Annotated in this window: 24 protein-coding genes; 16 read left to right on the forward strand and 8 right to left on the reverse strand. The window is 71.8% G+C overall.

The annotated features are described in order from the left end of the window. Positions 1-524 precede the first annotated feature (524 nt). Positions 525-1,469, reverse strand: a complete 945-nt coding sequence (locus OF819_RS26555; RefSeq protein WP_416370629.1) for a DeoR/GlpR family DNA-binding transcription regulator — start codon at positions 1,467-1,469, stop codon at positions 525-527. Positions 1,470-1,687: 218 nt separating this feature from the next. Then, positions 1,688-3,127 carry an NAD(P)H-quinone dehydrogenase gene (locus tag OF819_RS26560; protein ID WP_267246181.1) on the reverse strand — a complete coding sequence of 480 codons (1,440 nt, stop codon included), beginning with the start codon at positions 3,125-3,127 and terminating at the stop codon, positions 1,688-1,690. A gap of 246 nt (positions 3,128-3,373) precedes the next feature. On the opposite strand from OF819_RS26560, the gene OF819_RS26565 reads away from it, so the two are divergent. The 4 genes from OF819_RS26565 (at position 3,374) to OF819_RS26580 (ending at position 7,455) form a co-directional block, all read left to right on the forward strand. Next, positions 3,374-3,811 (forward strand): gamma-glutamylcyclotransferase, encoded by a 438-nt coding sequence (locus tag OF819_RS26565; RefSeq protein WP_267246182.1) that lies wholly within the window; start codon positions 3,374-3,376, stop codon positions 3,809-3,811. 49 nt (positions 3,812-3,860) lie between these two features. Next, positions 3,861-4,133 (forward strand): hypothetical protein, encoded by a 273-nt coding sequence (locus tag OF819_RS26570; RefSeq protein ID WP_323748969.1) that lies wholly within the window; start codon positions 3,861-3,863, stop codon positions 4,131-4,133. A gap of 104 nt (positions 4,134-4,237) precedes the next feature. After that, on the forward strand, positions 4,238-5,083 hold the full coding sequence (locus OF819_RS26575; protein ID WP_416370628.1) for a purine-nucleoside phosphorylase: 846 nt from the start codon (positions 4,238-4,240) through the stop codon (positions 5,081-5,083). A gap of 731 nt (positions 5,084-5,814) precedes the next feature. Beyond that, positions 5,815-7,455 carry a phospho-sugar mutase gene (locus tag OF819_RS26580; RefSeq protein ID WP_267246183.1) on the forward strand — a complete coding sequence of 547 codons (1,641 nt, stop codon included), beginning with the start codon at positions 5,815-5,817 and terminating at the stop codon, positions 7,453-7,455. A gap of 427 nt (positions 7,456-7,882) precedes the next feature. On the opposite strand, the gene OF819_RS26585 is transcribed toward OF819_RS26580, so the two are convergent. Next, positions 7,883-8,518 carry a PH domain-containing protein gene (locus OF819_RS26585; RefSeq protein ID WP_267246184.1) on the reverse strand — a complete coding sequence of 212 codons (636 nt, stop codon included), beginning with the start codon at positions 8,516-8,518 and terminating at the stop codon, positions 7,883-7,885. Between the two features lie 313 nt (positions 8,519-8,831). Between OF819_RS26585 and deoC the strand changes: the two genes are divergently transcribed. The 3 genes from deoC to OF819_RS26600 are packed head-to-tail and all read left to right on the forward strand — an operon-like array spanning position 8,832 to position 12,180. After that, entirely contained in the window at positions 8,832-9,779 is a 948-nt protein-coding gene (gene deoC / locus OF819_RS26590; RefSeq protein WP_267246210.1) for a deoxyribose-phosphate aldolase, read from the forward strand. 6 nt (positions 9,780-9,785) lie between these two features. Further along, a complete protein-coding gene (locus tag OF819_RS26595) occupies positions 9,786-11,288 on the forward strand; it encodes an aldehyde dehydrogenase family protein (protein WP_267246185.1) in 1,503 nt (500 codons plus the stop codon). Continuing rightward, entirely contained in the window at positions 11,281-12,180 is a 900-nt protein-coding gene (locus OF819_RS26600) for an aldehyde dehydrogenase family protein (protein WP_267246186.1), read from the forward strand. Before OF819_RS26595 ends, OF819_RS26600 begins: the two co-directional genes overlap by 8 nt. A 113-nt stretch (positions 12,181-12,293) precedes the next feature. On the opposite strand, the gene OF819_RS26605 is transcribed toward OF819_RS26600, so the two are convergent. After that, a complete protein-coding gene (locus OF819_RS26605) occupies positions 12,294-12,647 on the reverse strand; it encodes a hypothetical protein (protein WP_267246187.1) in 354 nt (117 codons plus the stop codon). Between the two features lie 131 nt (positions 12,648-12,778). Here OF819_RS26605 and OF819_RS26610 point away from each other — a divergent pair, with 131 nt between their 5' ends. Beyond that, on the forward strand, positions 12,779-13,411 hold the full coding sequence (locus tag OF819_RS26610; protein ID WP_267246188.1) for a uridine kinase family protein: 633 nt from the start codon (positions 12,779-12,781) through the stop codon (positions 13,409-13,411). 424 nt (positions 13,412-13,835) lie between these two features. Here the strand turns inward: OF819_RS26610 and OF819_RS26615 are convergent, their stop codons facing one another. Then, positions 13,836-14,591 (reverse strand): SigE family RNA polymerase sigma factor, encoded by a 756-nt coding sequence (locus OF819_RS26615; RefSeq protein ID WP_267246189.1) that lies wholly within the window; start codon positions 14,589-14,591, stop codon positions 13,836-13,838. A gap of 213 nt (positions 14,592-14,804) precedes the next feature. Here OF819_RS26615 and afsQ1 point away from each other — a divergent pair, with 213 nt between their 5' ends. From afsQ1 to OF819_RS26640, 5 genes are all read left to right on the forward strand, one after another. Next, complete coding sequence (gene afsQ1 / locus OF819_RS26620) at positions 14,805-15,482, forward strand: two-component system response regulator AfsQ1 (RefSeq protein ID WP_267246190.1); 678 nt, start codon at positions 14,805-14,807, stop codon at positions 15,480-15,482. An 85-nt stretch (positions 15,483-15,567) separates the two neighbouring features. After that, on the forward strand, positions 15,568-17,187 hold the full coding sequence (locus OF819_RS26625) for a sensor histidine kinase (RefSeq protein ID WP_267246191.1): 1,620 nt from the start codon (positions 15,568-15,570) through the stop codon (positions 17,185-17,187). After that, positions 17,184-17,918 (forward strand): hypothetical protein, encoded by a 735-nt coding sequence (locus OF819_RS26630; RefSeq protein WP_267246192.1) that lies wholly within the window; start codon positions 17,184-17,186, stop codon positions 17,916-17,918. The genes OF819_RS26625 and OF819_RS26630 overlap by 4 nt, the downstream gene beginning before the upstream one ends. Before the next feature lie 53 nt (positions 17,919-17,971). After that, a complete protein-coding gene (locus OF819_RS26635; RefSeq protein WP_267246193.1) occupies positions 17,972-18,553 on the forward strand; it encodes a VanZ family protein in 582 nt (193 codons plus the stop codon). A gap of 140 nt (positions 18,554-18,693) precedes the next feature. Continuing rightward, a complete protein-coding gene (locus tag OF819_RS26640; protein WP_267246194.1) occupies positions 18,694-18,897 on the forward strand; it encodes a PspC domain-containing protein in 204 nt (67 codons plus the stop codon). Between the two features lie 83 nt (positions 18,898-18,980). Here OF819_RS26640 and OF819_RS26645 read toward each other — a convergent pair whose 3' ends face one another. Together OF819_RS26645 and OF819_RS26650 are read right to left on the reverse strand one after the other, a co-directional pair. Then, positions 18,981-19,376, reverse strand: a complete 396-nt coding sequence (locus tag OF819_RS26645; protein ID WP_267246195.1) for an ATP-binding protein — start codon at positions 19,374-19,376, stop codon at positions 18,981-18,983. A gap of 127 nt (positions 19,377-19,503) precedes the next feature. After that, positions 19,504-20,658, reverse strand: a complete 1,155-nt coding sequence (locus OF819_RS26650; RefSeq protein WP_267246196.1) for an adenosine deaminase — start codon at positions 20,656-20,658, stop codon at positions 19,504-19,506. A gap of 205 nt (positions 20,659-20,863) precedes the next feature. Here OF819_RS26650 and OF819_RS26655 point away from each other — a divergent pair, with 205 nt between their 5' ends. The 3 genes from OF819_RS26655 to OF819_RS26665 all read left to right on the forward strand — a co-directional run bounded on the left by OF819_RS26655 (position 20,864) and on the right by OF819_RS26665 (position 24,254). Then, positions 20,864-21,649, forward strand: a complete 786-nt coding sequence (locus OF819_RS26655; RefSeq protein ID WP_416370630.1) for an alpha/beta hydrolase — start codon at positions 20,864-20,866, stop codon at positions 21,647-21,649. A 439-nt stretch (positions 21,650-22,088) separates the two neighbouring features. After that, positions 22,089-22,298 (forward strand): hypothetical protein, encoded by a 210-nt coding sequence (locus tag OF819_RS26660; RefSeq protein ID WP_267246197.1) that lies wholly within the window; start codon positions 22,089-22,091, stop codon positions 22,296-22,298. 297 nt (positions 22,299-22,595) lie between these two features. Continuing rightward, entirely contained in the window at positions 22,596-24,254 is a 1,659-nt protein-coding gene (locus OF819_RS26665; RefSeq protein ID WP_267246198.1) for a PucR family transcriptional regulator, read from the forward strand. Between the two features lie 94 nt (positions 24,255-24,348). Here OF819_RS26665 and OF819_RS26670 read toward each other — a convergent pair whose 3' ends face one another. Continuing rightward, positions 24,349-25,944, reverse strand: coding sequence for an alanine/glycine:cation symporter family protein (locus OF819_RS26670; RefSeq protein WP_267246199.1), 1,596 nt, complete (start codon positions 25,942-25,944; stop codon positions 24,349-24,351). Between the last annotated feature and the right edge of the window lie 27 nt (positions 25,945-25,971).

The following is a 25,971-nucleotide window of genomic DNA, read 5'->3' on the forward strand; positions in this document are numbered from 1 at the left end:
TCCCCAACACTCCGTCAGCCGCGGGTGCGTGGGGGTCCAGCACCCCGCCGGGCGCGGGTGAGGGGGGACTCGCACCCTGTGTCGGGGTGCGGGACGCCGGGGCAGCCGACCCGTCAGGGGCGGAGGGGCCGTGCAGGGTCGCCCCCGCAGAGGACCGGCGGCAAAACCCGGCCCACCCCGACAAGACCGACCACGCCGCCGGCCTCGAGGAGGTGAGCCCGGAGGGGCCCCGACCACCCGAGGCACAGCAAGACCCCGCACCCCCGAGAACCCGAAAGCGTCCGCGCCTCACGGAGGCCAGCATGCCCAGGACACGGGAGGAGCCGTGCCCCACGGAGGGGGACGCCCGGGGGAACCCACGGCGCGCAGCGCCGCCGGGGTGTAGGGGGCGAAGCCCCCACACACAGGGCGGGAGGGTGGGAAAAGGGCCCGCCCAGGCAACCCCCACGGCGCGCAGCGCCGCCAGGGGGTGTGCGGGGCGAAGCCCCCACACCCACACAGGGCCAGCGGGCAAGCGCGCCCGGTCACCTCCGCCGCAGATCCGCCATACGCGCCGGCCTCTCCCTCTCCGCCGGCTCCGCCGTCAGCGCCGACGGGCCGCGCAGCGGCCCCGGCGCGCCGCGCGTGCGGCGCTGTCCGGGCAGCGGGACCTCACGGCGGGGCTGCCGCCCCGAGGGCCCCGCCGGCGGCAACCCGTCCTCCGCCACCGGCCCCGCACCGGCGCCCGCGCCCGCGACGGCGATCTGAACGCCCTGGTCCGCCAGGGCCTGCAACTCCGTCGCGGCGCGGTCGTCATGCGCCGGCGGCTCATCGGTCACCAGTCTGGTGATCACATCCGTCGGCACCGTCTGGAACATCGTGTCGGTGCCGAGCTTGGTGTGGTCGGCGAGCACGACCACCTCCGCCGCCGCCTGCACCAGCGCCCGGTCGACGCTGGCCGACAGCATGTTGGACGTGGACAGGCCGCGCTCGGCCGTCAGCCCGCTCCCGGACAGAAACGCGCGCGAGACCCGCAGCCCCTGGAGGGACTGCTCCGCGCCACTGCCCACCAGGGCGTAGTTGGCGCCCCGCAGCGTGCCCCCGGTCATCACGACCTCCACGCGGTTGGCATGTGCCAACGCCTGGGCCACCAGCAGGGAGTTGGTCACAACGGTCAGTCCGGGGACCCGCGCGAGCCGGCGGGCCAGCTCCTGCGTCGTCGTTCCCGCACCGACCACGATCGCCTCGCCTTCCTCGACGAGGCTCGCGGCGAGATCGGCGATGGCCGTCTTCTCCGCGGTCGCGGACAGGGATTTCTGCGGAAAGCCGGATTCGCGGGTGAAGCCGCCCGGCAGTACCGCACCGCCGTGCCGGCGGTCGAGGAGTCCTTCTGCCTCCAGTGCCCGCACGTCCCGCCGTACGGTCACTTCGGAGGTCTGGACGACGCGGGCGAGCTCACGGAGCGAAACCGCCCCGTTGGCCCGCACCATTTCGAGGATCAATTGGCGACGTTCTGCAGCGAACACGAAACTGACAGTAACCCCACTGCCCGATTGTTTTCAGCACTATGCACTGAATAAGCGAAGTTGCGGACACATGGAGCGCCAAAGTGGTATGGGCTGCCCCAAGTTGATCGCCCGCATTGATCGCCCGGGCACCCCGGGCCGGCGGCCTGAACAGCAGCCGGTCACAGGGCTTGCATCCCGGCTTACATCTCGGCGGTCGCCTTCCGGGTGTGCAGCTGCCGTGCGACTTCCGCGATCGACCCCGACAGAGAGGGGTACACGGTGAAAGCATTTGCGATCTGCTCCACCGTCAGATTGTTGTCGACCGCGATCGAGATCGGATGGATCAGTTCGCTCGCACGCGGCGATACGACGACTCCGCCGACGACGATCCCGGTGCCGGGACGGCAGAAGAGTTTGACGAAGCCGTCCCGGATGCCCTGCATCTTCGCGCGCGGGTTGCGCAGCAGCGGCAGCTTGACGACGCGGGCGTCGATGGCCCCGGCGTTCACGTCCGCCTGGGTGTAGCCGACGGTCGCGATCTCGGGGTCGGTGAAGACATTGGAGGACACGGTCTTCAGGTTCAGCGGGGTCACCGCGTCGCCCAGGAAGTGGTACATCGCGATCCGGCCCTGCATCGCCGCGACCGACGCGAGCGCGAAGACGCCCGTGACGTCGCCGGCCGCGTACACGCCGGGCGCGCTGGTGCGGGACACCCGGTCGGTCCAGATGTGGCCGGAGTCCTTGAGCCGTACGCCGGCCTCCTCCAGGCCCATGCCCGCGGAGTTGGGGACCGCGCCGACCGCCATCAGACAGTGCGTGCCGGAGATGACCCGGCCGTCGGAGAGGGTGACCTCCACCCGGTCGCCCACGCGCTTGGCGGACTCGGCGCGGGAGCGGGCCATCACGTTCATGCCGCGGCGGCGGAAGACGTCCTCGAGGACGGCCGCGGCGTCCGGGTCTTCACCGGGCAGCACGCGGTCACGCGAGGAGACGAGGGTGACGCGGGAGCCGAGCGCCTGGTACGCGCCGGCGAACTCCGCGCCGGTGACGCCGGAGCCCACCACGATCAGCTCCTCGGGCAGGACGTCGAGGTCGTACACCTGCGTCCAGTTGAGGATGCGCTCCCCGTCGGGCTTGGCGTCCGGGATCTCACGCGGGTGCCCGCCGGTGGAGATCAGCACCGCGTCGGCGGTGAGCCGTTCCTCCGTGCCGTCGGCCGCGGTGACCACGACCGTGCGGGAGCCGTCCATGGCCTGCTGGCCCTCCAGCCGCCCGCGGCCGCGCATGACGCGCGCCCCGGCGCGGGTGACGGAGGCGGTGATGTCATGGGACTGCGCGAGGGCGAGCCGCTTCACCCGTCGGTTGACCTTGCCGAGGTCCACGCCCACCACACGGGCGGACTGCTCCACATGGGGGGTGTCGTCGGCGACGATGATGCCGAGCTCCTCGTAGGAGGAGTCGAAGTTGGTCATCACCTCGGCCGTGGCGATCAGGGTCTTGGACGGCACGCAGTCGGTGAGCACCGACGCCCCGCCCAGACCGTCGCAGTCGACGACGGTCACCTCCGCGCCGAGCTGGGCGCCCACCAGGGCCGCCTCGTATCCGCCGGGTCCGCCGCCGATGATCACGATCCGGGTCACGAAAAAGTCCGCCTCGCATGTCGTTCCCGGCCTGTCTGCCCGCCCGACCGGGGGTCCGGGGCCTGGCCCCGGGGAATGCAGTACGTACTTCATTGTCCCGCACGGCGCAGGCTTCTCTCGCCGCGGGGCCCCGATCCGGCCGCCGGATGGCAGCCATCCGGCGGCCTTGTGGCTGCCATCCGGCCGCACTCACGTGCCACTGGCCGTATGAGCGGCTCCGCCCTTCCCTCCCGTACCCTCGATCTCATGTCGCTCTACGCCGCGTACGCCGGCAACCTCGACGCGCGGCTGATGTCCCGCCGCGCACCGCATTCCCCGCTGCGCGGCACCGGCTGGCTGAACGGCTGGCGGCTGACCTTCGGCGGGGAGCAGCTGGGCTGGGAGGGGGCGCTGGCCACGATCGCGGAGGCCCCGCGCTCCCAGGTCTTCGTCGCCCTGTACGACATCGCGCCGATGGACGAGGAAGCGATGGACCGCTGGGAGGGCGTCGGCCTCGACATCTACCGGCGGATGCGGGTCCGGGTGCACACCCTGGACGGCGAAGAGCCCGCATGGGTGTACGTCCTCAATGCCTACGAGGGCGGTCTGCCCTCGGCCCGCTATCTGGGCGAGATCGCGGATGCGGCGGAGTCGGCGGGGGCGCCGCACGACTATGTGATGGAGCTGCGCAAGCGCCCCTGCTGACGGGGCGTCCCTCTACACTCTCCGGAGGAACCGGGTGGAGGGAAACATCGTGCCCACGTACCAGGTGTACTACACGGAGCAGGCCGCCGCCGCCCGCGACCGTCTGGACGATGCTCAGCGCGCCGCGTTCGACAAGGGCATCTCGCTGCTGGCCCGCGATCCGTTCCTGGAGGTCTCCCGGCCGGTGAGCGCCACGGGCGACGACCGCACGATCCGCCTCACCCAGAACATCCTGGTCGAGTACAGCGTGAGCATGGGACGGCTGCTGATCTTCATCGTCGAGGTGTTCAACGACAAGGACGTGCTCGTCACGGACGGCTGACGCCCGCCCGGAAGCGCGTTCGTCGGAAACGACAACGCAACGATCCGAATACCGTGGGCTGCGTCATCTACGCGCGTAGGAAATGCTCGGCTACCCTCGACGGCGTGAACGCATCTGTGAATCCCGAGCTCCACGGCGGCGGTGCCGCCGACCCCCAGTCCGACCCGCACGGCGCGGCCGACGCCGCGGCCGCGCGGCTGCGCGAGCTGACCGGCGTCGAGACCCACGACGTCGCACTTGTGATGGGCTCCGGCTGGGCCCCGGCCGTCGACGCGCTCGGCGCGCCCGAGGCGGAGTTCCCGGTCACCAAGCTGCCGGGCTTCCCGCCCCCGGCGGTCGAGGGCCACGGCGGCAAGATCCGTTCGTACCGCGTCGGCGACAAGCGGGCGCTGGTCTTCCTGGGCCGTACGCACTACTACGAGGGCCGCGGCGTCGCGGCCGTGTCGCACGGCGTGCGCACGGCGGTGGCCGCGGGCTGCAAGACCGTCGTCCTGACGAACGGCTGTGGCGGTCTGCGCGAGGGCATGCGCCCCGGCCAGCCGGTCCTGATCAGCGATCACATCAATCTCACGGCGACCTCCCCGATCATCGGCGCGAACTTCGTCGATCTGACGGACCTGTACTCGCCGCGGCTGCGGGCGCTGTGCAAGGAGGTGGACGAGACCCTGGAGGAGGGCGTCTACGTCCAGTTCCCCGGCCCCCACTACGAGACCCCGGCCGAGATCAACATGGTCCGCGTGCTCGGCGGCGACCTCGTCGGCATGTCCACGGTCCTGGAGGCCATCGCGGCCCGCGAGGCGGGCGCTGAGGTGCTCGGCATCTCGCTGGTGACCAACCTGGCGGCCGGTCTGACGGGCGAGCCGCTGAACCACGAAGAGGTCCTCCAGGCGGGCCGTGACTCGGCGGCGCGGATGGGTGAGCTGCTGACGCGGGTGCTGGCACGCATCTGACGGCCGCCTCAGAGGCGTTCACAGGGCCGCCGCGCCAACGGGGGCCCTGCGCTGCCCGTGAGGGTCCCCGGCCGAATCGGCGCTCGGGGCCGACCGGACCAACCGCACCGGCCCCGGCCGTGCGGCCCCTGGCCGCTCGGGGTCGCCGCACCCGTATACGAGCCGGGGCGCCGGACCTCATACGAGCCAGGGTCTGACCCCCGGAACGCCGTTCCCCGCACCACCCGTGCACACCGGGAACGCCGGTGACACTCCCCCCGCACCACCCGAGCGGGCCCGGAGCGGCACCCGCCGCCACACCCCGCAGCGCGGCGCGAAGCTGCCGCCGTGCCGTGCGGGAGGAGGCGCACGGCACGGCGGCATCACACACCCCTCCCCTCCGGGGAGGGGCCAGGGAACCGGGAACGCCGCCGCACACCCGCTCCCCCGCCGCGCGAAGCCGCCCCCGCGCGGCGGGACAGCGCACGGCACGGCAGCCCACACGCACCACCCGGAGGGACCGGGAAGCGGGCCCCGGAGCGAAGCAGGACGAGACCGCACCCGCACTCCGCGGCCCCCGGGACCGCGACCGCAGCGCCCCCGCCGGCTCACGCGGCACGCGGCGCGGGGCGCCACCCCCAAACGCCTCCCCGAAGGGGTCCGGGGGCTTAAGCCCCCGGTTAGAGGAAGGGGCCCGGCGGGGGAAACAACCCCACAGACACCCATCAACCACCACGAGAGGCGACACCACAGTGACCCAGGACCTCATCGCGCGAGCCAACGCCTGGCTGGCCGAGGACCCGGACGGCGAGACCCGTGAGGAGCTCGCGAAGCTCATCGAGTCACAGGACCTCGACGAGCTGGCCGCCCGCTTCGCCGGCACGCTCCAGTTCGGCACCGCCGGACTCCGCGGGGAGCTGGGCGCCGGGCCCATGCGGATGAACCGGGCCGTCGTCATCCGCGCCGCCGCAGGACTGGCCGGGTATCTCAAGGCCAAGGGCCAGGGCGACGGCCTGGTCGTCATCGGCTACGACGCCCGCTACAAGTCCGCGGACTTCGCCCGCGACACCGCCGCCGTGATGGTCGGCGCGGGCCTGCGCGCCGCCGTGCTGCCGCACCCGCTGCCGACGCCGGTCCTGGCCTTCGCCATAAGGCAGCTCGGCGCGGTCGCCGGCGTCGAGGTGACCGCCAGCCACAACCCGCCCCGCGACAACGGCTACAAGGTCTACCTCGGCGACGGCTCCCAGATCGTGCCGCCCGCCGACGCGGAGATCGCCGCCGAGATCGCGGCGGTCACCAGCCTGCTTGACGTGGAGCGTGCCGCCGAGGGCTGGGAGACGCTCGGCGACGAGATCGTGGAGGCGTATCTGGCCCGTACGGACGAGGTGCTGGCGCCCTCCTCCCCCCGTACCGCCCGCGTGGTTTACACGGCCATGCACGGCGTCGGCAAGGATGTGCTGACGGCGGCGTTCGCCCGGGCCGGCTTCCCCGCCCCGGTGCTGGTCGAGGAGCAGGCCGAGCCGGACCCGGCCTTCCCGACGGTCGCCTTCCCGAACCCGGAGGAGCCGGGCGCGATGGATCTCGCCTTCGCCACGGCCCGCCGGGTGCAGCCGGACATCGTCATCGCCAACGACCCCGACGCCGACCGCTGCGCCGTCGCCGTGCCGCACGAGGACGACTGGCGGATGCTGCGCGGCGACGAGGTCGGCGCGCTGCTCGCCGCCCATCTGGTGCACAAGGGCGCGACCGGCGCGTTCGCCGAGTCGATCGTCTCGTCCTCGCTGCTGGGCCGGATCGCGGAGGCGGCCGGACTGCGGTACGAGGAGACCCTGACCGGCTTCAAGTGGATCGCGCGCGTGGAGGGTCTGCGTTACGGCTACGAGGAGGCTCTCGGCTACTGCGTCGACCCTGAGGGCGTACGCGACAAGGACGGCATCACCGCCGCGCTGCTCATCGCCGAGCTGGCCTCCGAGCTGAAGGAGCAGGGCCGCACGCTCACCGATCTGCTCGACGACCTGGCCGTGGCGCACGGGCTGCACGCCACCGACCAGCTCTCCGTGCGGGTGGAGGACCTGGGCGTCATCGCCGACGCGATGCGCACGCTGCGCGAGCAGCCGCCGGTCCGGCTCGCGGGGCTGCGCGTCGTCACCGCGGAGGACCTGACCCGGGGCACGGACACGCTGCCGCCGACGGACGGGCTGCGCTACTACCTGGAGGGCGAGTTCAAGGCCCGCGTCATCGTCCGCCCCAGCGGCACCGAGCCGAAGCTGAAGTGCTACCTGGAGGTCGTGGTCCCGGTCGCGGAAGCGAGCGAGCTGGCCGCGGCGCGGGAGCGTGCGGAGCAGATCCTCTCGGCGCTCAAGACGGACCTGGCGAGCGCGGCGGGCATCTGACGCCCCGCGGTGTGCCGCGCCCCGCGCCGGGGCGCGGCACAGCGGCCGCACAGAACCCGCCCCTGCGGCCCGGACGCGGCGGACCGCCCACGAACGCCGCAGGCCAGACGCCCCCTCGGGGCGGGCCCGCCCAGCAGACCCGGACGCGGAAGACCGCCCGCGCCACCGGCAGCGACCGCCCCAAGCCCGCGTACCGCCGGTCAGACAGCCGCGTCCGTTCGCGGGGCGCCCGCGCTTGGAACCTGTTGTGGCTGAGCCCGGCTCTCAGGCGCGGCTCCGTACGGGTTCCGCTCAATCCCCCGCCGTTCAGGGGCCGGCCGGCCGCGGCGCGGCGGGCGGCGCGGGCGCGCACTGGGCCCCGGACCGCCCGGCGGCCGACGCCCGACGCACCCAGTCCACCGCGCCGCCCGCCCCGCCCCGCTCCCGCTCAGCCCGTCGCGAGCAGCACCGCCAGCAGCACCGCGCCCGCCACGGCCGGGGCCGCCACCTCGTAGGCCCAGCGGACCCGGGGCTCGCCCTGGGCCCCCGGAAGGGACCCGCAGCGTTCCGCCATCTCGCGGAGGTCGGCGATCGTCTGGTCCGCGGGGGCCAGCCGCGACTCCTGGTCGCGGACGTCGGCCGTCGTGGACGTCCGGCCGTGCGGATCGTCGTACGCCGCCTGCGCCTGCCGCCGCGCCGCGCGCTTGCGCTGCCGCAGCGAGACGGGGATGGCCCAGAGCTGGTACTTGCCGCCGCCCCGGGTGAAGATCTCGCTCGAGTACCCGGCGCGCACATCGGCCACGGCCCCCCAGGGCAGCACAATGTTGCGGAAGGGGTTCCTGATGCGGATGCGGTCGTCATTGGCGAAGACGGCGGGCCGCAGGGTGAAGGCCACCACGAGCGGCACGGCGAACAGCGCACCGGCGAGGGCGAGCCATGGGGTGCGGCCCTCGCCGCGGATGACGGCGTCGCCGACGATCCACAGGATCAGCGCGAGAAGCAGTCCGCCGCCCACCAGTCCGCCGGTGGACCGGAAGACCTGGTCGGCGTAGGCGGGCTCGGCAGGCTGCTGGGGACTCGTCATGTCTCCGATTCTGCCGCACCCGCCGAACGGGCTCCGCGCGGAGCCGGGCCGAGCCGCACGGGGACCGCACAGGGACCGCACAGGGACCGCCCGCGGACCACCCGCGGACCACCCGGGGACCACCCGGGGACCACCCGGGGACCACCCGGGGACCACCCGGGGACCACCCCGACCGTACGGGCCGTCCGCCGGGCCGCGATCCGGCAGCGTCCGCCGGACCACGGTCCGACCGTCCCCCGGGTCACGATCCGGCAGCGTCCCCGACGCCCTCTGTACAGGCCGCTACGCGCGTAGATATGCTCATCTGGTGACCATGCCCACCACCCTTGCTGCATTCGCTGACGTGACCGCGTCCGACAGCGCACTGCGCCGCTTCCTCCATGGCCTCCCCGGCGTCGACGCCGTGGGCCTGGAGGCCCGCGCCGCATCGCTCGGCACGCGCTCGATCAAGACCACGGCCAAGGCGTACGCCATCGACCTGGCCATCTCGATGATCGACCTGACGACGCTCGAAGGCGCGGACACCCCGGGCAAGGTCCGGGCGCTCGCCGCCAAGGCCGTCCACCCCGATCCGACCGACCGCACCACGCCGACGACCGCCGCCGTCTGCGTCTACCCGGACATGGTCGCGACCGCCAAGGAGGCCCTGCAGGGGGCCGACGTCAAGGTCGCGTCCGTGGCCACCGCCTTCCCCGCCGGGCGCGCCGCGCTCGACGTCAAGCTCGCGGACACCCGTGACGCCGTCGCCGCGGGGGCGGACGAGATCGACATGGTCATCGACCGCGGGGCGTTCCTCTCCGGCCGCTACCTCAAGGTGTACGAGGAGATCCGCGCCGTGAAGGAGGCCTCGGGCGCGGCCCGGCTGAAGGTCATCTTCGAGACCGGCGAGCTCTCCACGTACGACAACATCCGCCGCGCCTCCTGGCTCGGCATGCTCGCGGGCGCGGACTTCATCAAGACCTCCACCGGAAAGGTCGCGGTGAACGCCACTCCGGCGAACACCCTCCTCATGCTTCAGGCGGTGCGCGACTTCCGGGAGCAGACTGGAATCCAGGTGGGAGTGAAGCCGGCCGGCGGCATCCGCACCTCCAAGGACGCGATCAAGTTCCTGGTCCTGGTGAACGAGACCGCGGGCGCGGACTGGCTGGACAGCCACTGGTTCCGCTTCGGCGCCTCCAGCCTGCTGAACGACCTGCTGCTGCAGCGTCAGAAGCTGGCGACCGGCCGCTACTCCGGCCCCGACTACGTGACGGTGGACTGAGCCCCCATGAACCAGACATCCACACCCGCATCCACACCCGCGTCCGCGGCTGCGCCCGCGCCCGCGTCTGCGTCCGCTTCCCCGTTCGAGTACGCGCCCGCGCCCGAGTCCCGCTCGGTCGTCGACATCGCGCCCTCGTACGGACTCTTCATCGACGGCGAGTTCGCCGACGCCGCCGGCGGCAAGGTCTTCAAGACGATCTCCCCGTCCACCGAGGAGGTCCTCTCCGAGGTGGCCCAGGCGGGCGCCGAGGACGTCGACCGCGCCGTGAAGGCGGCCCGCAGGGCGTTCGAGAAGTGGTCGGCGCTGCCCGGCGCCGAGCGCGCCAAGTACCTCTTCCGCATCGCGCGGATCATCCAGGAGCGTTCCCGCGAGCTGGCCGTCCTGGAGACGCTCGACAACGGCAAGCCGATCAAGGAGACCCGCGACGCGGACCTCCCGCTGGTCGCCGCGCACTTCTTCTACTACGCGGGCTGGGCCGACAAGCTGGACCACGCGGGCTATGGCCCGAATCCGCGCCCGCTGGGCGTGGCCGGCCAGGTCATCCCCTGGAACTTCCCGCTCCTCATGCTGGCGTGGAAGATCGCCCCGGCGCTGGCCGCCGGCAACACGGTGGTGCTGAAGCCCGCCGAGACGACCCCGCTGTCCGCGCTGTTCTTCGCGGACATCTGCCGCCAGGCGGGCCTGCCCAAGGGCGTCGTCAACATCATCCCCGGATACGGGGACGCCGGCGCGGCCCTCGTCGAGCACCCGGATGTGAACAAGGTCGCCTTCACCGGCTCCACCGCCGTCGGCAAGGCGATCGCCCGCCAGGTCGCGGGCACGGACAAGAAGGTCACCCTGGAGCTGGGCGGCAAGGGCGCGAACATCGTCTTCGACGACGCGCCGATCGACCAGGCCGTCGAGGGCATCGTCGGCGGCATCTTCTTCAACCAGGGCCAGGTCTGCTGCGCGGGCTCCCGCCTCCTCGTCCAGGAGTCCGTCCAGGACGAGCTGCTGGACTCCCTCAAGCGCCGGCTGTCCACCCTCCGTCTGGGCGACCCGCTGGACAAGAACACCGACATCGGCGCGATCAACTCCGCCGAGCAGCTCGCCCGGATCACGGCCCTCGCCGAGACCGGTGAGGCCGAGGGCGCGGAGCGCTGGTCCCCCGCCTGCGAACTGCCCTCCTCCGGCTACTGGTTCGCGCCCACCGTCTTCACGGGCGTCACCCAGGCGCACACGATCGCGCGCGACGAGATCTTCGGCCCGGTGCTGTCCGTCCTCACCTTCCGTACGCCGGACGAGGCGGTGGCGAAGGCCAACAACAGCCAGTACGGCCTGTCGGCGGGCATCTGGACGGAGAAGGGCTCCCGCATCCTGGCGGTGGCGAACAAGCTCCGCGCCGGGGTCGTCTGGGCCAACACGTTCAACAAGTTCGACCCGACCTCGCCGTTCGGCGGCTACAAGGAGTCGGGCTATGGCCGCGAGGGCGGCCGCCACGGTCTGGAGGCGTACCTCGATGTCTGACACTCCCGCACGCCTTGGCGTCTTCAAGACCTACAAGCTGTACGTCGGGGGCAAGTTCCCCCGCTCCGAGAGCGGCCGGGTGTACGAGGTGACCGACTCAAAGGACAGGTGGCTGGCCAACGCGCCGCTCGCGTCCCGCAAGGACGCCCGGGACGCGGTCGTCGCGGCCCGCAAGGCGTTCGGCGGCTGGTCGGGCGCGACCGCGTACAACCGCGGGCAGATCCTCTACCGCATCGCGGAGATGCTGGAGGGCCGCCGGGACCAGTTCGTCCGTGAGGTGACGGAAGCCGAGGGCCTGTCGAAGTCCAAGGCGGCCGCCCAGGTGGACGCGGCGGTCGACCGCTGGGTCTGGTACGCGGGCTGGACCGACAAGATCGGCCAGATCGCCGGCGGGGCCAACCCGGTCGCGGGCCCCTTCTTCAACCTCTCCACCCCGGAGCCGACCGGCGTCGTGGCTGTCCTGGCCCCCCAGGAGTCGTCCTTCCTCGGTCTGGTGTCCGTGGTCGCCCCGGTGATCGCCACCGGGAACACGGCGGTTGTGATCGCCTCCGAGAAGTCCCCGCTGCCCGCGCTGTCCCTGGGCGAGGTGCTGGCCACCTCCGATCTGCCGGGCGGCGTGGTGAACGTCCTGTCCGGCCGTACGGCGGAGATCGCGGCCCCGCTCGCCGCGCACCAGGACGTCAACGCGATCGACCTGACGGGCGCGGCGGACGACGAGGCGCTGGCCAAGGAGCTGGAGACCGCGGCCGCGGACAACCTCAAGCGGGTGCTCCGTCCACAGGCTGTGGACTGGCACGAGACGCCGGGTACAGGCCGGCTGACGGCGTTCCTGGAGACGAAGACGGTCTGGCACCCGACGGGTTCGCTGGGCGCTTCGGGCTCCTCGTACTGAGCACCGGCCCCGAACGAACGCTCCGGAAGCCGAAGGCCCCGCCGCATCCCTCACGCGGCGGGGCCTTCGCCCGCACACCGGACTCGGGCCGGATCAGCCCTGTTTGGCCCTGCTCAGCCCGGCAGCAGCCCTGCCGCCTGCCCCACCAGCGGCAGAGTCCCCAGCGAACCGCCCTTGGTGACCGGGTCGGTGGCAAGCGCCGTGCTCACCGAGGGAAAGTCGGCGACCTGCGTGCCGACGGCGTTGTCGAGCGGGTCGACGCCCGTGTTCGCGAGCGGGTCGAGCTGAAGGCTCTTGACCGGGCCCAGCGCACCGGGAAGCGCATGGGCGAGCCCCTCGCTCAGATCGGTCTTCGCCGCGTGCGCCGTGCTTCCGGCGCCGAGGACCGCGCCCGCCGCCGCGGCGACGGTGAGTCCGGCGCGCAGCAGAGCACGGCGCTGATTGCGGGGAGCGGCATGACGGGCCATAGGACACCTACCCTCTCGATACGTACACTCCGTAATCAATTCCGCACTCAGAGTAGGGGAATCGGAATGCCGGAACCTGCCAAAGGCCCGGGGGATCCCCTGCGCGGGTCAATGCCGCACACTTGTTTCCCGTGAGTTCCCATCCCATCCCGACCCGCGTCGTGCTGCTCGCGGGCCCCTCAGGTTCCGGAAAGTCGTCTCTGGCCGCCCTCACCGGGCTGCCCGTGCTGCACCTTGACGACTTCTACAAGGAGGGCGACGACCCCTCACTCCCAGCGGTCGAGGGGAGCGCGGACGTCGACTGGGACTCCCCCGGCTCCTGGGACGCCGAGGCGGCGGTGGCGGCGATCGCGGAGCTGTGCGCCACCGGCCGTACGACCGTGCCGGTGTACGACATCGCGACCAGCGCGCGCGTGGGCCGTGAACCCCTGGACTTCGGCGGTGCGCCGCTGTTCATCGCGGAGGGCATCTTCGCGGCCGACATCGTGGCACGCTGCGCCGAACTGGGCCTGCTCGCCGACGCGCTGTGCCTGCGCGGCCGCCCCTCCACGACCTTCCGCCGCCGCCTGCTGCGCGATCTGCGCGAGGGCCGCAAGTCGTTCCCGTTCCTGCTCCGCAGAGGCTGGCGGCTGATGCGCGCGGAACGCGCCATAGTCGCCCGCCAGTCGGCCCTGGGCGCCCGCCCCTGCACCAAGCCCGAGGCCCTGACCCGTCTCCGCACAACCGAGGCCGGCGCCCAGGGCGCTTCCTGCGCCCCTGCCTGAGCACAGCCGAGCAGGCGACGGACCTCTTCGCCGCCTTTCGCCGCCTTCGTCTTGCACCTCGCGGTCAAGGACCGGGCGCCGGAACCGCAGCCTCTAGCCTCCGGTCTTGATGAGCGGCACGTCTCGTGTGAACTGCCGGAAGCCGGCGCTGTAGTACAGCCCGCGCGCCTCTGGACGCCCCGGCGCGCCACTGTGCCAGGGCTCCGCGAAGCCGTCGAAGGATTTTCCACACGCGTGGGACCGGACAAGACCCCCCGGCCTGTCCGGTCCCACGATCCCCCGTGTTTCCCGTGTCCCCCCGTTGCCCCGGTCTCCGTCTGCCAACGCGAGACCGTGGGCCCGGTCGGCCGCCTCCCCCGAAGCTTCCGACCGGATTCCCCCGACTTATTCCGTTTCCCCCGTTTTCCCCGTGTCCCCCGGCCCCTCAGGCGACGAGTTCGCCGAAGGACTCCTCCTGGTCGCGGCCAAAGCTGAGGACCTCGTCTTCGCGCAGCCTGCGCAGTGAGCGCCAGATGCTGGACTTGACCGTGCCGACGCTGATGTCGAGGATGTCCGCGATCTCGGGGTCCGTACGTCCCTCGTAGTACCGCAGGACCAGCATCGTCCGCTGTAGTTCCGGCAGCCTGGCCAGCGCCTGCCACAGCACCGCGCGCAGCTCCGTGCCGCGCATCGCGTCCGTGTCGCCGGCGGTCTCGGGCAGCTCTTCCGTCGGATACTCGTTGAGCTTGCGCCGGCGCCAGGCGCTGATGTGCAGATTCGTCATCGTGCGGCGCAGATAGCCGCCGACCGCCGCCTTGTCGGTGATCCTGTCCCAGGCCCGGTACGTGGAGAACAGCGCGCTCTGCAGCAGGTCCTCCGCCTCGAACCGGTCGCCGGTCAGGTGGTACGCGGTCGCGTAGAGGGAGGCGCGGCGCTCCTGCACATAGGCGGTGAATTCCGCCTCCGAGCAGCTCTGCCGCTCCCCCGTCGCCTCCCCCTGCGCGCTTGTGCCGCCCCCCTCGGGCGCGTCGACCACCGCCATATACGGCGGCTTGTGCTGACGCCCGACGCCGCGAACGCACCCCCGCCCGCTCACAGCGCCGGACTTCTTCTCACTCACCCGGTCACTCCGGCCGATGGCGGTGATCCCATGGAGTCGCGTGATCACCGCGCTCGAACCGGAGCTGTGCAGTGCGTTCATCTCGCGCCCCCCTGTCGTGTGGAGTGTTGTCCGGGTGGTGTGTCCGTGTGCCAAAAGCTTGCCCGGGCAGTTTCATCGCCCTGTCCGCCGACTGTCACAGCCGCGTCACAGGGGACGCTGGCCTGTGCGGAAAACGCGGGGACGGTCCGCCGAGCCGGTCCACTGGTCGGCCAACGGTCGAACTCCGGCTCCCCCATAGGTCAGAATGACGCCGTGCCTTTCCTGTTGCTGATCGAGGACGACGACGCCATCCGCACGGCTCTTGAGCTCTCCCTGTCCCGTCAGGGCCACCGTGTGGCCACCGCGGCGACGGGCGAGGAGGGCCTCAAGATGCTGCGCGAGCAGCGGCCGGATCTGATCGTGCTGGATGTGATGCTGCCCGGCATCGACGGCTTCGAGGTGTGCCGCCGCATCAGGCGCACCGACCAGCTTCCGATCATCCTGCTCACGGCGCGCAGCGATGACATCGACGTCGTCGTGGGCCTGGAGTCGGGCGCGGACGACTATGTCGTCAAACCGGTCCAGGGCCGGGTCCTCGACGCCCGTATCCGCGCCGTGCTGCGCCGCGGCGAGCGTGAGGCGACCGACTCGGCGACGTTCGGCTCCCTGGTGATCGACCGCTCCGCGATGACGGTCACCAAGAACGGCGAGGATCTCCAGCTCACCCCGACCGAGCTGCGGCTGCTGCTGGAGCTGAGCCGCAGGCCCGGTCAGGCGCTCTCCCGCCAGCAGCTGCTGCGCCTGGTCTGGGAGCACGACTACCTGGGCGACTCCCGTCTGGTGGACGCCTGTGTGCAGCGGCTGCGCGCGAAGGTGGAGGACGTGCCGTCCTCGCCGACCCTGATCCGCACGGTGCGGGGTGTGGGTTACCGCCTGGACGCGCCCTCATGATCCCCGTGGTCCCCGCGATCCCTGTGACACCCCTCCCTGTGACACCCCTGTGCCGCGCGAGCGGAGAGAAGAACGGAAGGGCACATTGAGCAGCGCCGCAAAGCGCGCGATACTTTCCGGCCTTCGCCTCACCAGTCTTCGCGTACGTCTCGTCGTCGTCTTCGCCCTGGTCGCGCTGACCGCCGCCGTCTCCGCCTCCGGCATCGCCTACTGGCTCAACCGCGAGGCCGTGCTCACCCGCACCCAGGACGCGGCGCTCGACGACTTCCGCCAGGACATGCAGAACCGGGCCGCCGCGCTGCCGCCGCGCCCCACCCAGTACGAGCTGGAGAAGACCGCCCAGCAGATGGCGGGCGGCGGCGACGGCTACAACGTGCTGCTGATCGGGGAGCGCGCCGCGGGCAAGCCGATCGTCGGGGCCTCGAACCGGGACGCGTTCACGCTCGACGATGTGCCGCCGCGGCTGCGGGAGGCGGTGGACAAGCGGCAGGATCTGAGCGCGGGCAACTCGGCCCCGTACCACCTGTACTGGCTGCGCACCGAGCGCGGCGGCGAGCCGTATCTGGTGGGCGGCACCAGGATCATCGGCGGCGGGCCGACCGGCTATGTGTTCAAGTCGCTGGAGCAGGAGCGGCAGGACCTCAATTCGCTGGCCTGGTCGCTGGGGATCGCGACCCTGCTGGCGCTGGTCGGCTCCGCGCTGCTCGCGCAGGCCGCGGCGACGACGGTGCTCAAGCCGGTGCACCGGCTCGGCGAGGCGGCCCGGCGGCTTGGCGAGGGCAAGCTCGACACCCGGCTGCGGGTCTCCGGCACGGATGAGCTGGCCGAGCTGGCGCGGACGTTCAACAAGACCGCGGAGTCGCTGGAGAAGAAGGTCGCGGACATGAGCGCGCGGGAGGAGTCCAGCCGCCGGTTCGTCGCCGATATGTCGCATGAGCTGCGTACGCCGATGACCGCGCTGACCGCCGTGACGGAGGTGCTGGAGGACGAGGCCGACGGTCTCGATCCGATGATCGCTCCGGCCGTGCAGCTCGTGGTCAGCGAGACCCGGCGGCTCGGCGATCTGGTGGAGAACCTGATGGAGGTCACCCGCTTTGACGCGGGCACCGCCAGGCTCGTACTGGACGATGTGGACGTCGCCGACCAGGTCACCGCGTGCATCGACGCTCGGGCCTGGCTGGACGCGGTGGAGCTGGACGCGGAGCGCGGGATCATGGCGCGGCTCGATCCGCGGCGGCTCGACGTCATCCTGGCGAATCTGATCGGCAACGCCCTCAAGCACGGCGGCTCGCCGGTACGGGTGTCGGTGCGGCCGCTCGACGGGGAGGGAGCGCCGCATGGGTCGGACGAGCTGCTGATCGAGGTGCGCGACCACGGGCCCGGCATTCCCGAGGAGGTGCTGCCGCATGTCTTCGACCGCTTCTACAAGGCGAGCGCGTCGCGCCCCCGCTCGGACGGCAGCGGTCTCGGTCTTTCCATCGCGATGGAGAACGCCCATATCCACGGCGGCGACATCACCGCGTCGAACTCGCCGGACGGAGACGGTGCGATCTTCGCGCTGCGGCTGCCGCGCGACGCCTCGACGCTCAGCGGGGCGTCCGACGGCGGCGACGAGCGGCGCGAAGACGGCGGGGACGGGCCGGGCGGCCGGGACGGCCGGCGCGCAGGCCATCACGAAGGCGACGAGGGGGTGGATGGACAGTGACGACGCGACTGCCGAAGATCCCGCGGATATCGACGGAGATCCCGCAGACGCCGCAGACGCCGTCCCGGGCGCCGAGGGGCTTCGGCCGCCGGGCCGCCGCCCTGCTGATGGGCGCCGCCGTGCTGAGCGGCTGCGGCATCAGGACGACCCAGGTGCCGGTCGACGCGGGGGCGGCCCCGTCACGGGTGTCATGCGAGGTGTCCGACGAGGACGCCGCGCCCGAGACACGCACCGACGGCCTGTCGGTGCGTGTCTATCTGATGTGCGCCTCGCAGCTGGAGCAGGTGGACCGCGTCGCGCAGATCCCGGAGGAGAAGGCGGCCGTCAGCACGCTGCTGATCGCCAGGGCGCTGCTGGACGAGCTGGCCGAACAGCCCTCGCAGGCGGAGCAGGAGGCCGGGTTCGCCACCCATGTGAGCGAACCGATCGGGCTGAACGGGCCGCGCGCGGGCGATCCCGCGGGCACGCTGCGGCTCACCCGGCAGCCGGAGGACCTCCCGGCAGGCGCGCTCGCCCAGATCGTGTGCACCTTCGCGGAGAACGGCGTCGCCGTGGCGGAGGACTCCGTGGTGCTGGGCGGGCCCGGGGAGTACGAGCCGCGGGGCTACCGATGCGACGCACGGGCCAAGGAGCGGCCCGAGGGACCGGTGCCGACGCTCTCCGCGCTGCCCCCGGCCGCCGGCTCCCCCGCCTCCCCTTCCGGCTCCCCCTCCGCTTCGGCCACGCCCTGACCGGTTCGCCCGGATGCGGAACCGATTCACGCACGGCAGGCGTCTAGGGGGGCGTGCAGCGTCAAGGTAAGGGCGGCAGCGCCGCCATCCGCTTCCGCGCGGCGGGGGGCGTCCTCCTCTTCGCACATCTGCTGCTCGTCGCGTGGCTCACGCTGCGCCCGCGCGACGTGCTGTGGGTGACGGCCGCGAATTTCGAACCGCTGGCCGGGATCAGAGCGGATCTGGCGCTCGGCCCCGTGGAGGCGGCCCGCCGGCTGGGCGAAGGGCTGATGCTGCTGGCCCCGCTGGGGGTGCTGCTGCCGATGGCGGGCGGCCGGCTCGACGTCTCCCCGTGGGGGTCGCTGGCCCGTACCGTGACCGCCGGGGCGCTGCTGTCCCTGGGGATCGAGCTGCTGCAGACCGGTGTGCCCGGGCAGGTCGTCGATGTGGACTCGCTGCTGCTGAACACGCTCGGGGTGGCGCTCGCCCATCTGCTCGTGGTGCCCGCGGGGCGGGCCAGGCTGCGCCGCAGGCAGCCGGGGACGGCGGGGAGCGCGGGCTCCGGGCGGGATGGGGCGCGCCCCGGGACCGTACTGCGGGAGGAGTCGCCTCAGGGACCGACCCCGACGATTACCAGGGTCGGGATCGCCCCGTAGAGGGACGCTCTGCACCACTCGTCCGGCCATCATGGAGTCATCGGGAGCACACGGAGTGACTCCCCTCCGAAGGCTTACGAAGGCTGAGAAGACTTACGGAGACTGACCGAGACATATGAGGATTCGCGAAGGAGCCCACCATGGCCGCACTTGTCCGCCCCACTGAAGGACGCATGATCGGCGGAGTGTGCGCAGCGCTGGCCCGGCGCTTCGGCACCTCAGCGGCGACGATGCGCGTCATCTTCCTGGTCTCGTGCCTGCTGCCGGGTCCGCAGTTCCTGCTGTATCTGGCGCTGTGGGTGCTGCTGCCGTCGGAGAAGAAGGCGGCGAGCACGGCCTGGTGACGCGTATGCGGGGTGCCTCTCCGGGTCCGGAGGGGCACCCCACTTGTTGTGCCGGCCATCGCGTCGTACGCGGCGCCGAGCGGTCAGCCGATCGGCGACGCCGGCAGTCCGCCGAGAAGCGGAAGGCCGCCGGTGCCCTGGGAGACGGGGCCGAGGAGGCTGGAGACCGGGTCGTCGGCCTGCTCGGTCGGCAGGGTCTTGGTCGCCACGCCTTCGGTGGTGGCCGGCAGGTTCACCGCGCTGTTCGCCAGTGCCTGCTGGCTGCCCGCGAGGGAATCGTTCACGCCCGCCGGGAGCTTCGAGGCGACCTCCTTGACCGGAGCGACCTCCCCAACCGGCAGGATCTTGGTGACGGTGTTCAGCGAGGTGGCGGAGTCCGGAAGCGCGGCGGGCGCGGCTGCGGCGGTGCCAGCGGCGGCAGCGGCGAAGGCGGCGCCGAGAGCGGCGACGCCGAGAGTCTTGGCTGCAGACTGCTTCATCAGGGGTGAGTCCTTGGGGACGGGGATGTGAGCGACTCCGCAAGCTATCCATGATCCGGCACAAGCCGCAAACATCGCGAAACGACCGGAATTGACCCTTCCGGCCGCTTCGCGGTATACGCTCCGCTCAGCCTCCTTGGGCCGAGGAATCGCTGGTCGCAGCGGTCTGCCGGAACAGCCACTCGGACTTCAGCTCGGCATAGCCGGGCTTGATCACGTCATTGATCATCGCCAGTCGTTCATCGAAAGGGATGAATGCGGACTTCATCGCATTGACGGTGAACCACTGCATGTCGTCGAGCGTGTAACCGAATGTCTCGGTCAGCAGCTCGAACTCGCGGCTCATGCTCGTACCGCTCATCAGCCGGTTGTCCGTGTTCACCGTGGCCCGGAAGTGGAGCCTGCGCAGCAGGCCGATCGGGTGCTCGGCATAGGAGGCGGCCGCGCCCGTCTGCAGATTGGACGTCGGGCACAGCTCCAGCGGAATGCGCTTGTCCCGTACGTACGCGGCCAGCCGGCCGAGCTTCACACCGCCGTCGTCGGCGACCTCGATGTCGTCGATGATGCGCACACCGTGGCCCAGGCGGTCGGCGCCGCACCACTGGAGCGCCTGCCAGATCGAGGGCAGCCCGAAGGCCTCCCCCGCGTGGATCGTGAAGTGGTTGTTCTCCCGCTTCAGATACTCGAAGGCGTCGAGGTGCCGGGTGGGGGGATAGCCCGCCTCCGCGCCGGCGATGTCAAAGCCGACGACCCCGGAGTCCCGGTAGCGGTTGGCCAGTTCGGCGATCTCCAGGGCGCGGGCGGCATGGCGCATCGCGGTGAGCAGTGCGCCCACCCGGATGCGGTGCCCGCTCTCCCGGGCCCGCCGCTCGCCCTCGCGGAAGCCGGCGTTGACCGCCTCGACGACCTCTTCGAGGCTGAGTCCCGACTCCAGGTGCTGCTCGGGGGCGTACCGGACCTCCGCGTAGACGACGCCGTCCTCGGCGAGGTCCACGGCGCACTCGGCGGCCACCCGGAACAGCGCGTCACGCGTCTGCATCACGGCGCAGGTGTGGGCGAACGTCTCCAGATAGCGCTCCAGTGAGCCGGAGTCGGCGGCCTCGCGGAACCAGATGCCCAGCTTGTCGGGCTCGGTCTCGGGGAGCAGGCCGTACCCGGCGTCCCGGGCGAGGTCGATGATCGTGCCGGGACGCAGCCCGCCGTCGAGGTGGTCGTGGAGCAGCACCTTCGGGGCGCGGCGGATCTGGTCCGCGGTAGGCAGGTTGGGGGTCTGGCTCGTCATCTGCGCACTGTAGCCCCTACGCGCGTAGAGAGCTCCCCCTTACGACACCGGTCGATACGTAACAGTGACCGCGCGTACGGGTGGAGTACACATGGACTTCTGAGACTGTTCTGCCATGGCACACCTCGCACTGCCCCGTTGGCGGGGACGGCGGACGGCTCCGGCGGCGCGGCCGCAGCGGCGTGACGAAGCGTCATCCACGGCCGTGGCCACGGCGGAGTCCGCCGACGCGGCCCCGCGGGCGCGGCTCAGCCGGGCGTCGGGCGCGGGCGGCGCGGGCGCGGCGAACGCCGCCGTCGGCGCGGCTGTGCTGCTGCTCCCGGACGGAGAGCCCGAATCCACCCGCCGGCCCTCGGCCCTCGCCTACTCGGCCACCCAGCCGCTGGGGCGGGCGCTGGCCAGAGCCGGCCGTCAGGAGGGACTGGCCGTGCACACCGTCCAGTACCGCGTGCGCGGCTGGAACGGCGAGCGCGCGGACCTCGCGGCGGACGCCGCCTGGGCGGTGGAGGAGGTCGTACGCCGCTACGGCGATGTGCCGGTGTGCCTCGCCGGCCATGGCATGGGCGGCCGGGCCGCGCTCCGGGCGGCGGGGCATCCCGCGGTCACCTCGGTGCTGGCCCTCGCGCCATGGCTGCCGGACGACGCGCTGGGGCTGGAGCCCCATGAGCCGGTGCGGCAGCTCACGGGGCGGCGGGTGATGATCGTGCACGGCACGACGGACGCATGGAGCGACCCGGAGATGTCGTACCGGCTGGCGGGGCGCGCGAAGAAGACGAACGGGGACACCTGCCGGTTCGAGGTGCACTCCGACGGGCATGCGCTGCGGCAGCACCATGACGAGGTCGTGGCCCTCTCCATGGACTTCGTCCTCGGCGCGCTGTGCGGCCGCGGCTTCTCCCGTCCCGTCGCCGACGCGTTTGCGGCGCCGCCGCCGCTGGGACTGCGCATGCCGCTGGCCGCGGGCTTCGCCCGCGCACTGCGCCACTCCTGACCCGGTGGCTCCGCCCCCGGCCCCACGCGCCTCAAGCGCCGGCGGGGCTGGGTTTCTGGCTCCCGCGCCTCAAACTCCCCCAGCTACCGCTGGGAGGTACCCCCACGAGGCTGGAATGTGCAGCCCCTTGCGCCTGAAGCGGCGGCGGGGCTGGGCCGGGCCCGCGTACGCCGCCTGGCCCCTGGCGCCAGGGGCATCCGGGGGCGCGGGGTGCGCGGCCCGCCCGCGGCGGCGTCCTTCGCGCCCGTGCCGGCGGATGGCCGGTGCGCGGTGTGGAGAGCTGCGCCGGCGCGATGGCCGGGATCCGAGAGGGCGGCGCTCGAAAGAGTGGTATTTGCACCAATTCGTCACGGACTGCCGGGGGAAGGGAAGCCCTGCCTGCGACACCGCCCGGACTGACCGGGTGGTGTGTCCTGACGCACACAAAGGAGAACACACGATGAGGAAGGCCCTTGCCTGCGCGGCGCTCGTCGCGGCCGCCATGGCCGTCGGAGCCGCCCCCGCCGCGGCTGCGGACGGCGGCCACCACGGTGGCATGTTCCACGAAGCCCACCACAGCGCCATGAAGATCGTCGTCATGGACTCCCCGGGCGGTTCCCTCGTCATGGGTGCCGCAAAGGAAGGCTCGGCCAAGGGCGGAACCTGGTAGGACCCGCCGCAGGAGGGATCACCGTCAGGGGTGCGGGGGTGCTCCCTGCCCCTGACGGCCCGCCGCAGACATTCCCGTCGCGTACCCGCTGCCCGGGCGGTCCCGGACTGTTGTCTGTGCTTGTGCCCAGCGAGTACCGTCGGTGCCACCGGCATGCCACGGTGAGCGACATCACGCCACGCCGCGTGGCGGACGGCCACACCGGTGAGGACGCCCAGGCCGAGGGGGCCCGTCCCGGTCTCTCCCCGCATGGATCTCGTCTGGCACATCCGCTCATGTGCAGGACAGGTGGTCACCATGGATGACATAAGCAGGCCGGCCGGCGCCGTGGTGCGGCAGCTGCTGCTCGCGCTCGGCGATCCCGTCATCGGGCTGGTCGCCGCGCCCGCGGGCCTTGACGTCGAGATCAGCGACGTCGTCATTCTGGACGCCGACGACGAGCCGGACTCCTACCGCGGCGACCTGGTGCTGATCATCGGCGCACGGGGCCGCCGGGTCCACCGCCTCGCCCGCGCGGCCGCGGGCCAGGGGGCCGCGGCGGTGGCCCTGAAGACGGAGCACGGTGAGGATCTCGACGAGCTGAGGCGCATCGCCGAGGACACCGGGGTCGTGGTGCTCGGCGTACGGCCCGAGGTCCGCTGGGCCCAACTGGACTCACTCGCCCGGGGCGTTGTCGCGGACGCGCGCGTGATGGCGCCAAAAGCCGGGCGGCAGGCCGATCTGTTCGCCCTCGCGCAGACGGTCGCCGCTCTCACCGGCGGCATCGTCAGCATCGAGGACAGCGCCAACCGCGTTCTGGCCTACTCCCGTTCCGACGACGAGGTGGACGAGCTGCGCCGGCTGTCGATCCTGGGCTGGCAGGGTCCGGCCGACTATCTGGCCCTGCTCCGCGAGTGGGGGGTCTTCGACCGGCTGCGCGCCGGGGACGATGTGGTGCACATCGACGAGCGGCCGGAGCGGGGGATCAGACGGCGGCTCGCCATCGGCATCCGCGTCGACGAGCAGCTCCTGGGTTCCATCTGGGTGCAGGAGGGCCGGGAACCGCTGGCGGCGGGCGCGGAGAACGCGCTGGTCGGCGCCGCGCGTGCGGCCGCGCTGCAGCTCGTCCGGCGGCGTACGGGCGCCTCGCCTGACCTGGAGTTCGAGCAGAGTCTGTTCCGCAGGATGCTTCAGGGGCATATCGACGCCCGGACGTTCGCCGACAACATCGGCGCCGACCCGGACGAACCGGCCGTCGTGGCGGCGTTCACCCTGGACGCGGGCGCGGCGGGAGGCGGCGCGGGCGGCGACGCCGGCCGTCCGGCCTTCGAGATGCGCAGGGCGACCATGGCGAGCCTGATCTCCGTGCACGCGGCTGCGTACCGGCGGCGGTCCCTGGTCACGACCGCCGACTCACGCGTCTACATGCTGCTCCCGGGCCTGCCGGAGCAGTCCGGGGAGAGCCTCGCCTGCGGGCTGGCGGGCGAGATCGTGCGGGCGGCGAGCCAGCGTCTGCAGCTCGACGTACGCGCCGCCGTCGGCTCGGTGGTCGGCGGTCTGCACGGGATCGCCCAGTCGAGGGCCGAGGCGGACCAGGTGCTCGACATCGTCCTGCGCGGCGGCGGTCAGCGTGTGGCCGCCATCGCCGACGTACGCTCCGAGGTCCTGCTGAGCGAGGCGCTCGCGCTGCTGGAGCGGCACCCGCGCCTGCGTGATCCCCGTATCACCGCGCTTCTCGCCTACGAGGCCGAGCATGAATCCGGTCTTGTGCCGTCCGTGCTGGCGTATCTGGGGACGCTCGGCAATGTGCGGGCGGCCGCACGGTCGCTGCACGTCCATCCGAACACCCTGCGCTACCGGCTGAAGCGTGCCGAGACGGTCAGCGGGATCGATCTCGGCGATCCTCATCAGTGCCTCTTCTCCCATCTGCAACTGCTGCTGGAGAACGGATCGACGGCTGTGCCGCCCGGCAAGTGACCCGGGCGCCCCGACGCGCAGGCGTATACGTGTGTACGTGTGTACGTGTGCGCACCTGCCGGAGCACCCGGGCCGTGGGGCCCGTGCGGGCCCCCTATGGCGTGCGTTCGGCCGACTCCGGCTCGTGCTCCCGCCCCTCGCCGGAGCGAAGCGCCGTGCGGAACCGGGCCAGTTCCCGCTTGACGACCGGTGCGAGCAGATAGAGGCCGATGATGTTGATCAGCGCCAGGAGGAACAGCACGGCGTCCGTGAACGCCAGCACGCTGCCGAAGGTGAGGACGGCGCCGATGACGATGAACGTGCAGAACACCGACTGGTAGGCGCGCTCGCTGAACTTGCTCCTCCCGAAGAGGTGGGTCCATGCCTTCTGGCCGTAGTACGCCCAGGTGATCATGGTGGAGACGGCGAAGAGGACCACCGCCACGGTGAGGATGACAGGGAACCACGGCAGTACGGTCTCGAATGCCGAGGAGGTGACGGTGACGCCGTCCACGGTGTCGCCGTTCGCCGCGTAGTCCGCCTTCGCATCGTTCCAGAACTGGGTGTCGGCGATGACGATGGTCAGCGCGGTCATGGTGCAGATGACCACGGTGTCGATGAACGGTTCGAGCAGGGCGACCAGCCCCTCGGTCGCCGGGTAGCGCGTCTTCACGGCCGAGTGTGCGATCGGCGCGGAGCCCAGGCCCGCCTCGTTGGAGAACGCGGCACGGGTGAAACCGACGATCAGCGCGCCGATGGTGCCGCCGACGACGCCTTCCCCGGTGAACGCCCCGCGGAGGATCTCGCCGAAGGCCGCCGGGACGTCAGTGATGTTGAACAGGATGACGATCAGGCAGCCGCAGACGTACACGATCGCCATGGCCGGGACGAGACGGCTGGTCACCCGGCCGATCGACTTGATGCCGCCGATGATGACGAATCCGACGACGAGGGCGAGCAGGACGCCCAGCGCCAGCGCCGAGCCGTCGCCCGCGAGCGGGCCGTCGTCCCCGCCGGTGATGTCGCGGATCTGGATGACGGTCTGATTGGCCTGGAACATATTGCCGCCGCCGATCCCGAAGAGCAGGATCATGACGGCGGCGAGCCCCGCGAGGGCCTGTCCGAGGAACCGGCCGGCGGAGCCGGGCAGTCGCTCCGCGACTCCCTTGCGCAGATACTGCATCGGACCGCCGGAGACGGTTCCGTCCGGGTGGTGGTCGCGGTAGCGGACGCCGAGGGTGCACTCGACGAACTTGGAGCACATGCCCAGCAGACCGCAGAGCACCATCCAGAACGTCGCTCCCGCCCCGCCGATGGTGACGGCCACGCCGACGCCCGCGATGTTGCCCAGGCCGACGGTTCCGGACACGGCCGACGTCAGCGCCTGGAAGTGGGTGATCTCGCCCGGGTCGTCCTTGCGGCTGTGCCGGCCCCGGAGGATCTGCAGGGCCAGCCGGAGCCCGCGCACCTGGATCAGTCCGAAGTAGAGAGTGAAGACCGCGCCCGCGAGCACAAGCCAGGCCACGATCCAGGGGAAGCTGGTCCCGAAGAGAGACACCTCGCCGAAGACGAAGTCGCCCAGCCCGGTGGCGATCGGATCGAAGATCGCGTTGATCTTTTCTTCTACGGTCCCGAGAAATCCGCTCTCCGCCCCTTGGGCGAGCGCGGGAAGCTCTTCGGGAGCGGCATGCGGATGGTGTGTCAGAGGCATTGCGGTCCCCTTCTTCCGGAGCCAAGG

Origin of the sequence: Streptomyces sp. PR69, from assembly GCF_026420845.1 — a bacterium.
In the GTDB taxonomy this organism is placed as follows: Bacteria; Actinomycetota; Actinomycetes; order Streptomycetales; family Streptomycetaceae; genus Streptomyces.

What these genes read in the sequence shown, in the direction of transcription:
- OF819_RS26555 (WP_416370629.1), bottom strand. Translation starts at nt 1,469, where the DNA reads ATGGTGCGGGCCAACGGGGCGGTTTCGCTCCGTGAGCTCGCCCGCGTC.
- OF819_RS26565 (WP_267246182.1), top strand. Translation starts at nt 3,374, where the DNA reads ATGTCGCTCTACGCCGCGTACGCCGGCAACCTCGACGCGCGGCTGATG.
- OF819_RS26585 (WP_267246184.1), bottom strand. Translation starts at nt 8,518, where the DNA reads ATGACGAGTCCCCAGCAGCCTGCCGAGCCCGCCTACGCCGACCAGGTC.
- deoC (WP_267246210.1), top strand. Translation starts at nt 8,832, where the DNA reads ATGCCCACCACCCTTGCTGCATTCGCTGACGTGACCGCGTCCGACAGC.
- OF819_RS26595 (WP_267246185.1), top strand. Translation starts at nt 9,786, where the DNA reads ATGAACCAGACATCCACACCCGCATCCACACCCGCGTCCGCGGCTGCG.
- OF819_RS26600 (WP_267246186.1), top strand. Translation starts at nt 11,281, where the DNA reads ATGTCTGACACTCCCGCACGCCTTGGCGTCTTCAAGACCTACAAGCTG.
- OF819_RS26605 (WP_267246187.1), bottom strand. Translation starts at nt 12,647, where the DNA reads ATGGCCCGTCATGCCGCTCCCCGCAATCAGCGCCGTGCTCTGCTGCGC.
- OF819_RS26615 (WP_267246189.1), bottom strand. Translation starts at nt 14,591, where the DNA reads ATGAACGCACTGCACAGCTCCGGTTCGAGCGCGGTGATCACGCGACTC.
- OF819_RS26640 (WP_267246194.1), top strand. Translation starts at nt 18,694, where the DNA reads ATGGCCGCACTTGTCCGCCCCACTGAAGGACGCATGATCGGCGGAGTG.
- OF819_RS26645 (WP_267246195.1), bottom strand. Translation starts at nt 19,376, where the DNA reads ATGAAGCAGTCTGCAGCCAAGACTCTCGGCGTCGCCGCTCTCGGCGCC.
- OF819_RS26650 (WP_267246196.1), bottom strand. Translation starts at nt 20,658, where the DNA reads ATGACGAGCCAGACCCCCAACCTGCCTACCGCGGACCAGATCCGCCGC.
- OF819_RS26660 (WP_267246197.1), top strand. Translation starts at nt 22,089, where the DNA reads ATGAGGAAGGCCCTTGCCTGCGCGGCGCTCGTCGCGGCCGCCATGGCC.
- OF819_RS26665 (WP_267246198.1), top strand. Translation starts at nt 22,596, where the DNA reads ATGGATGACATAAGCAGGCCGGCCGGCGCCGTGGTGCGGCAGCTGCTG.
- OF819_RS26670 (WP_267246199.1), bottom strand. Translation starts at nt 25,944, where the DNA reads ATGCCTCTGACACACCATCCGCATGCCGCTCCCGAAGAGCTTCCCGCG.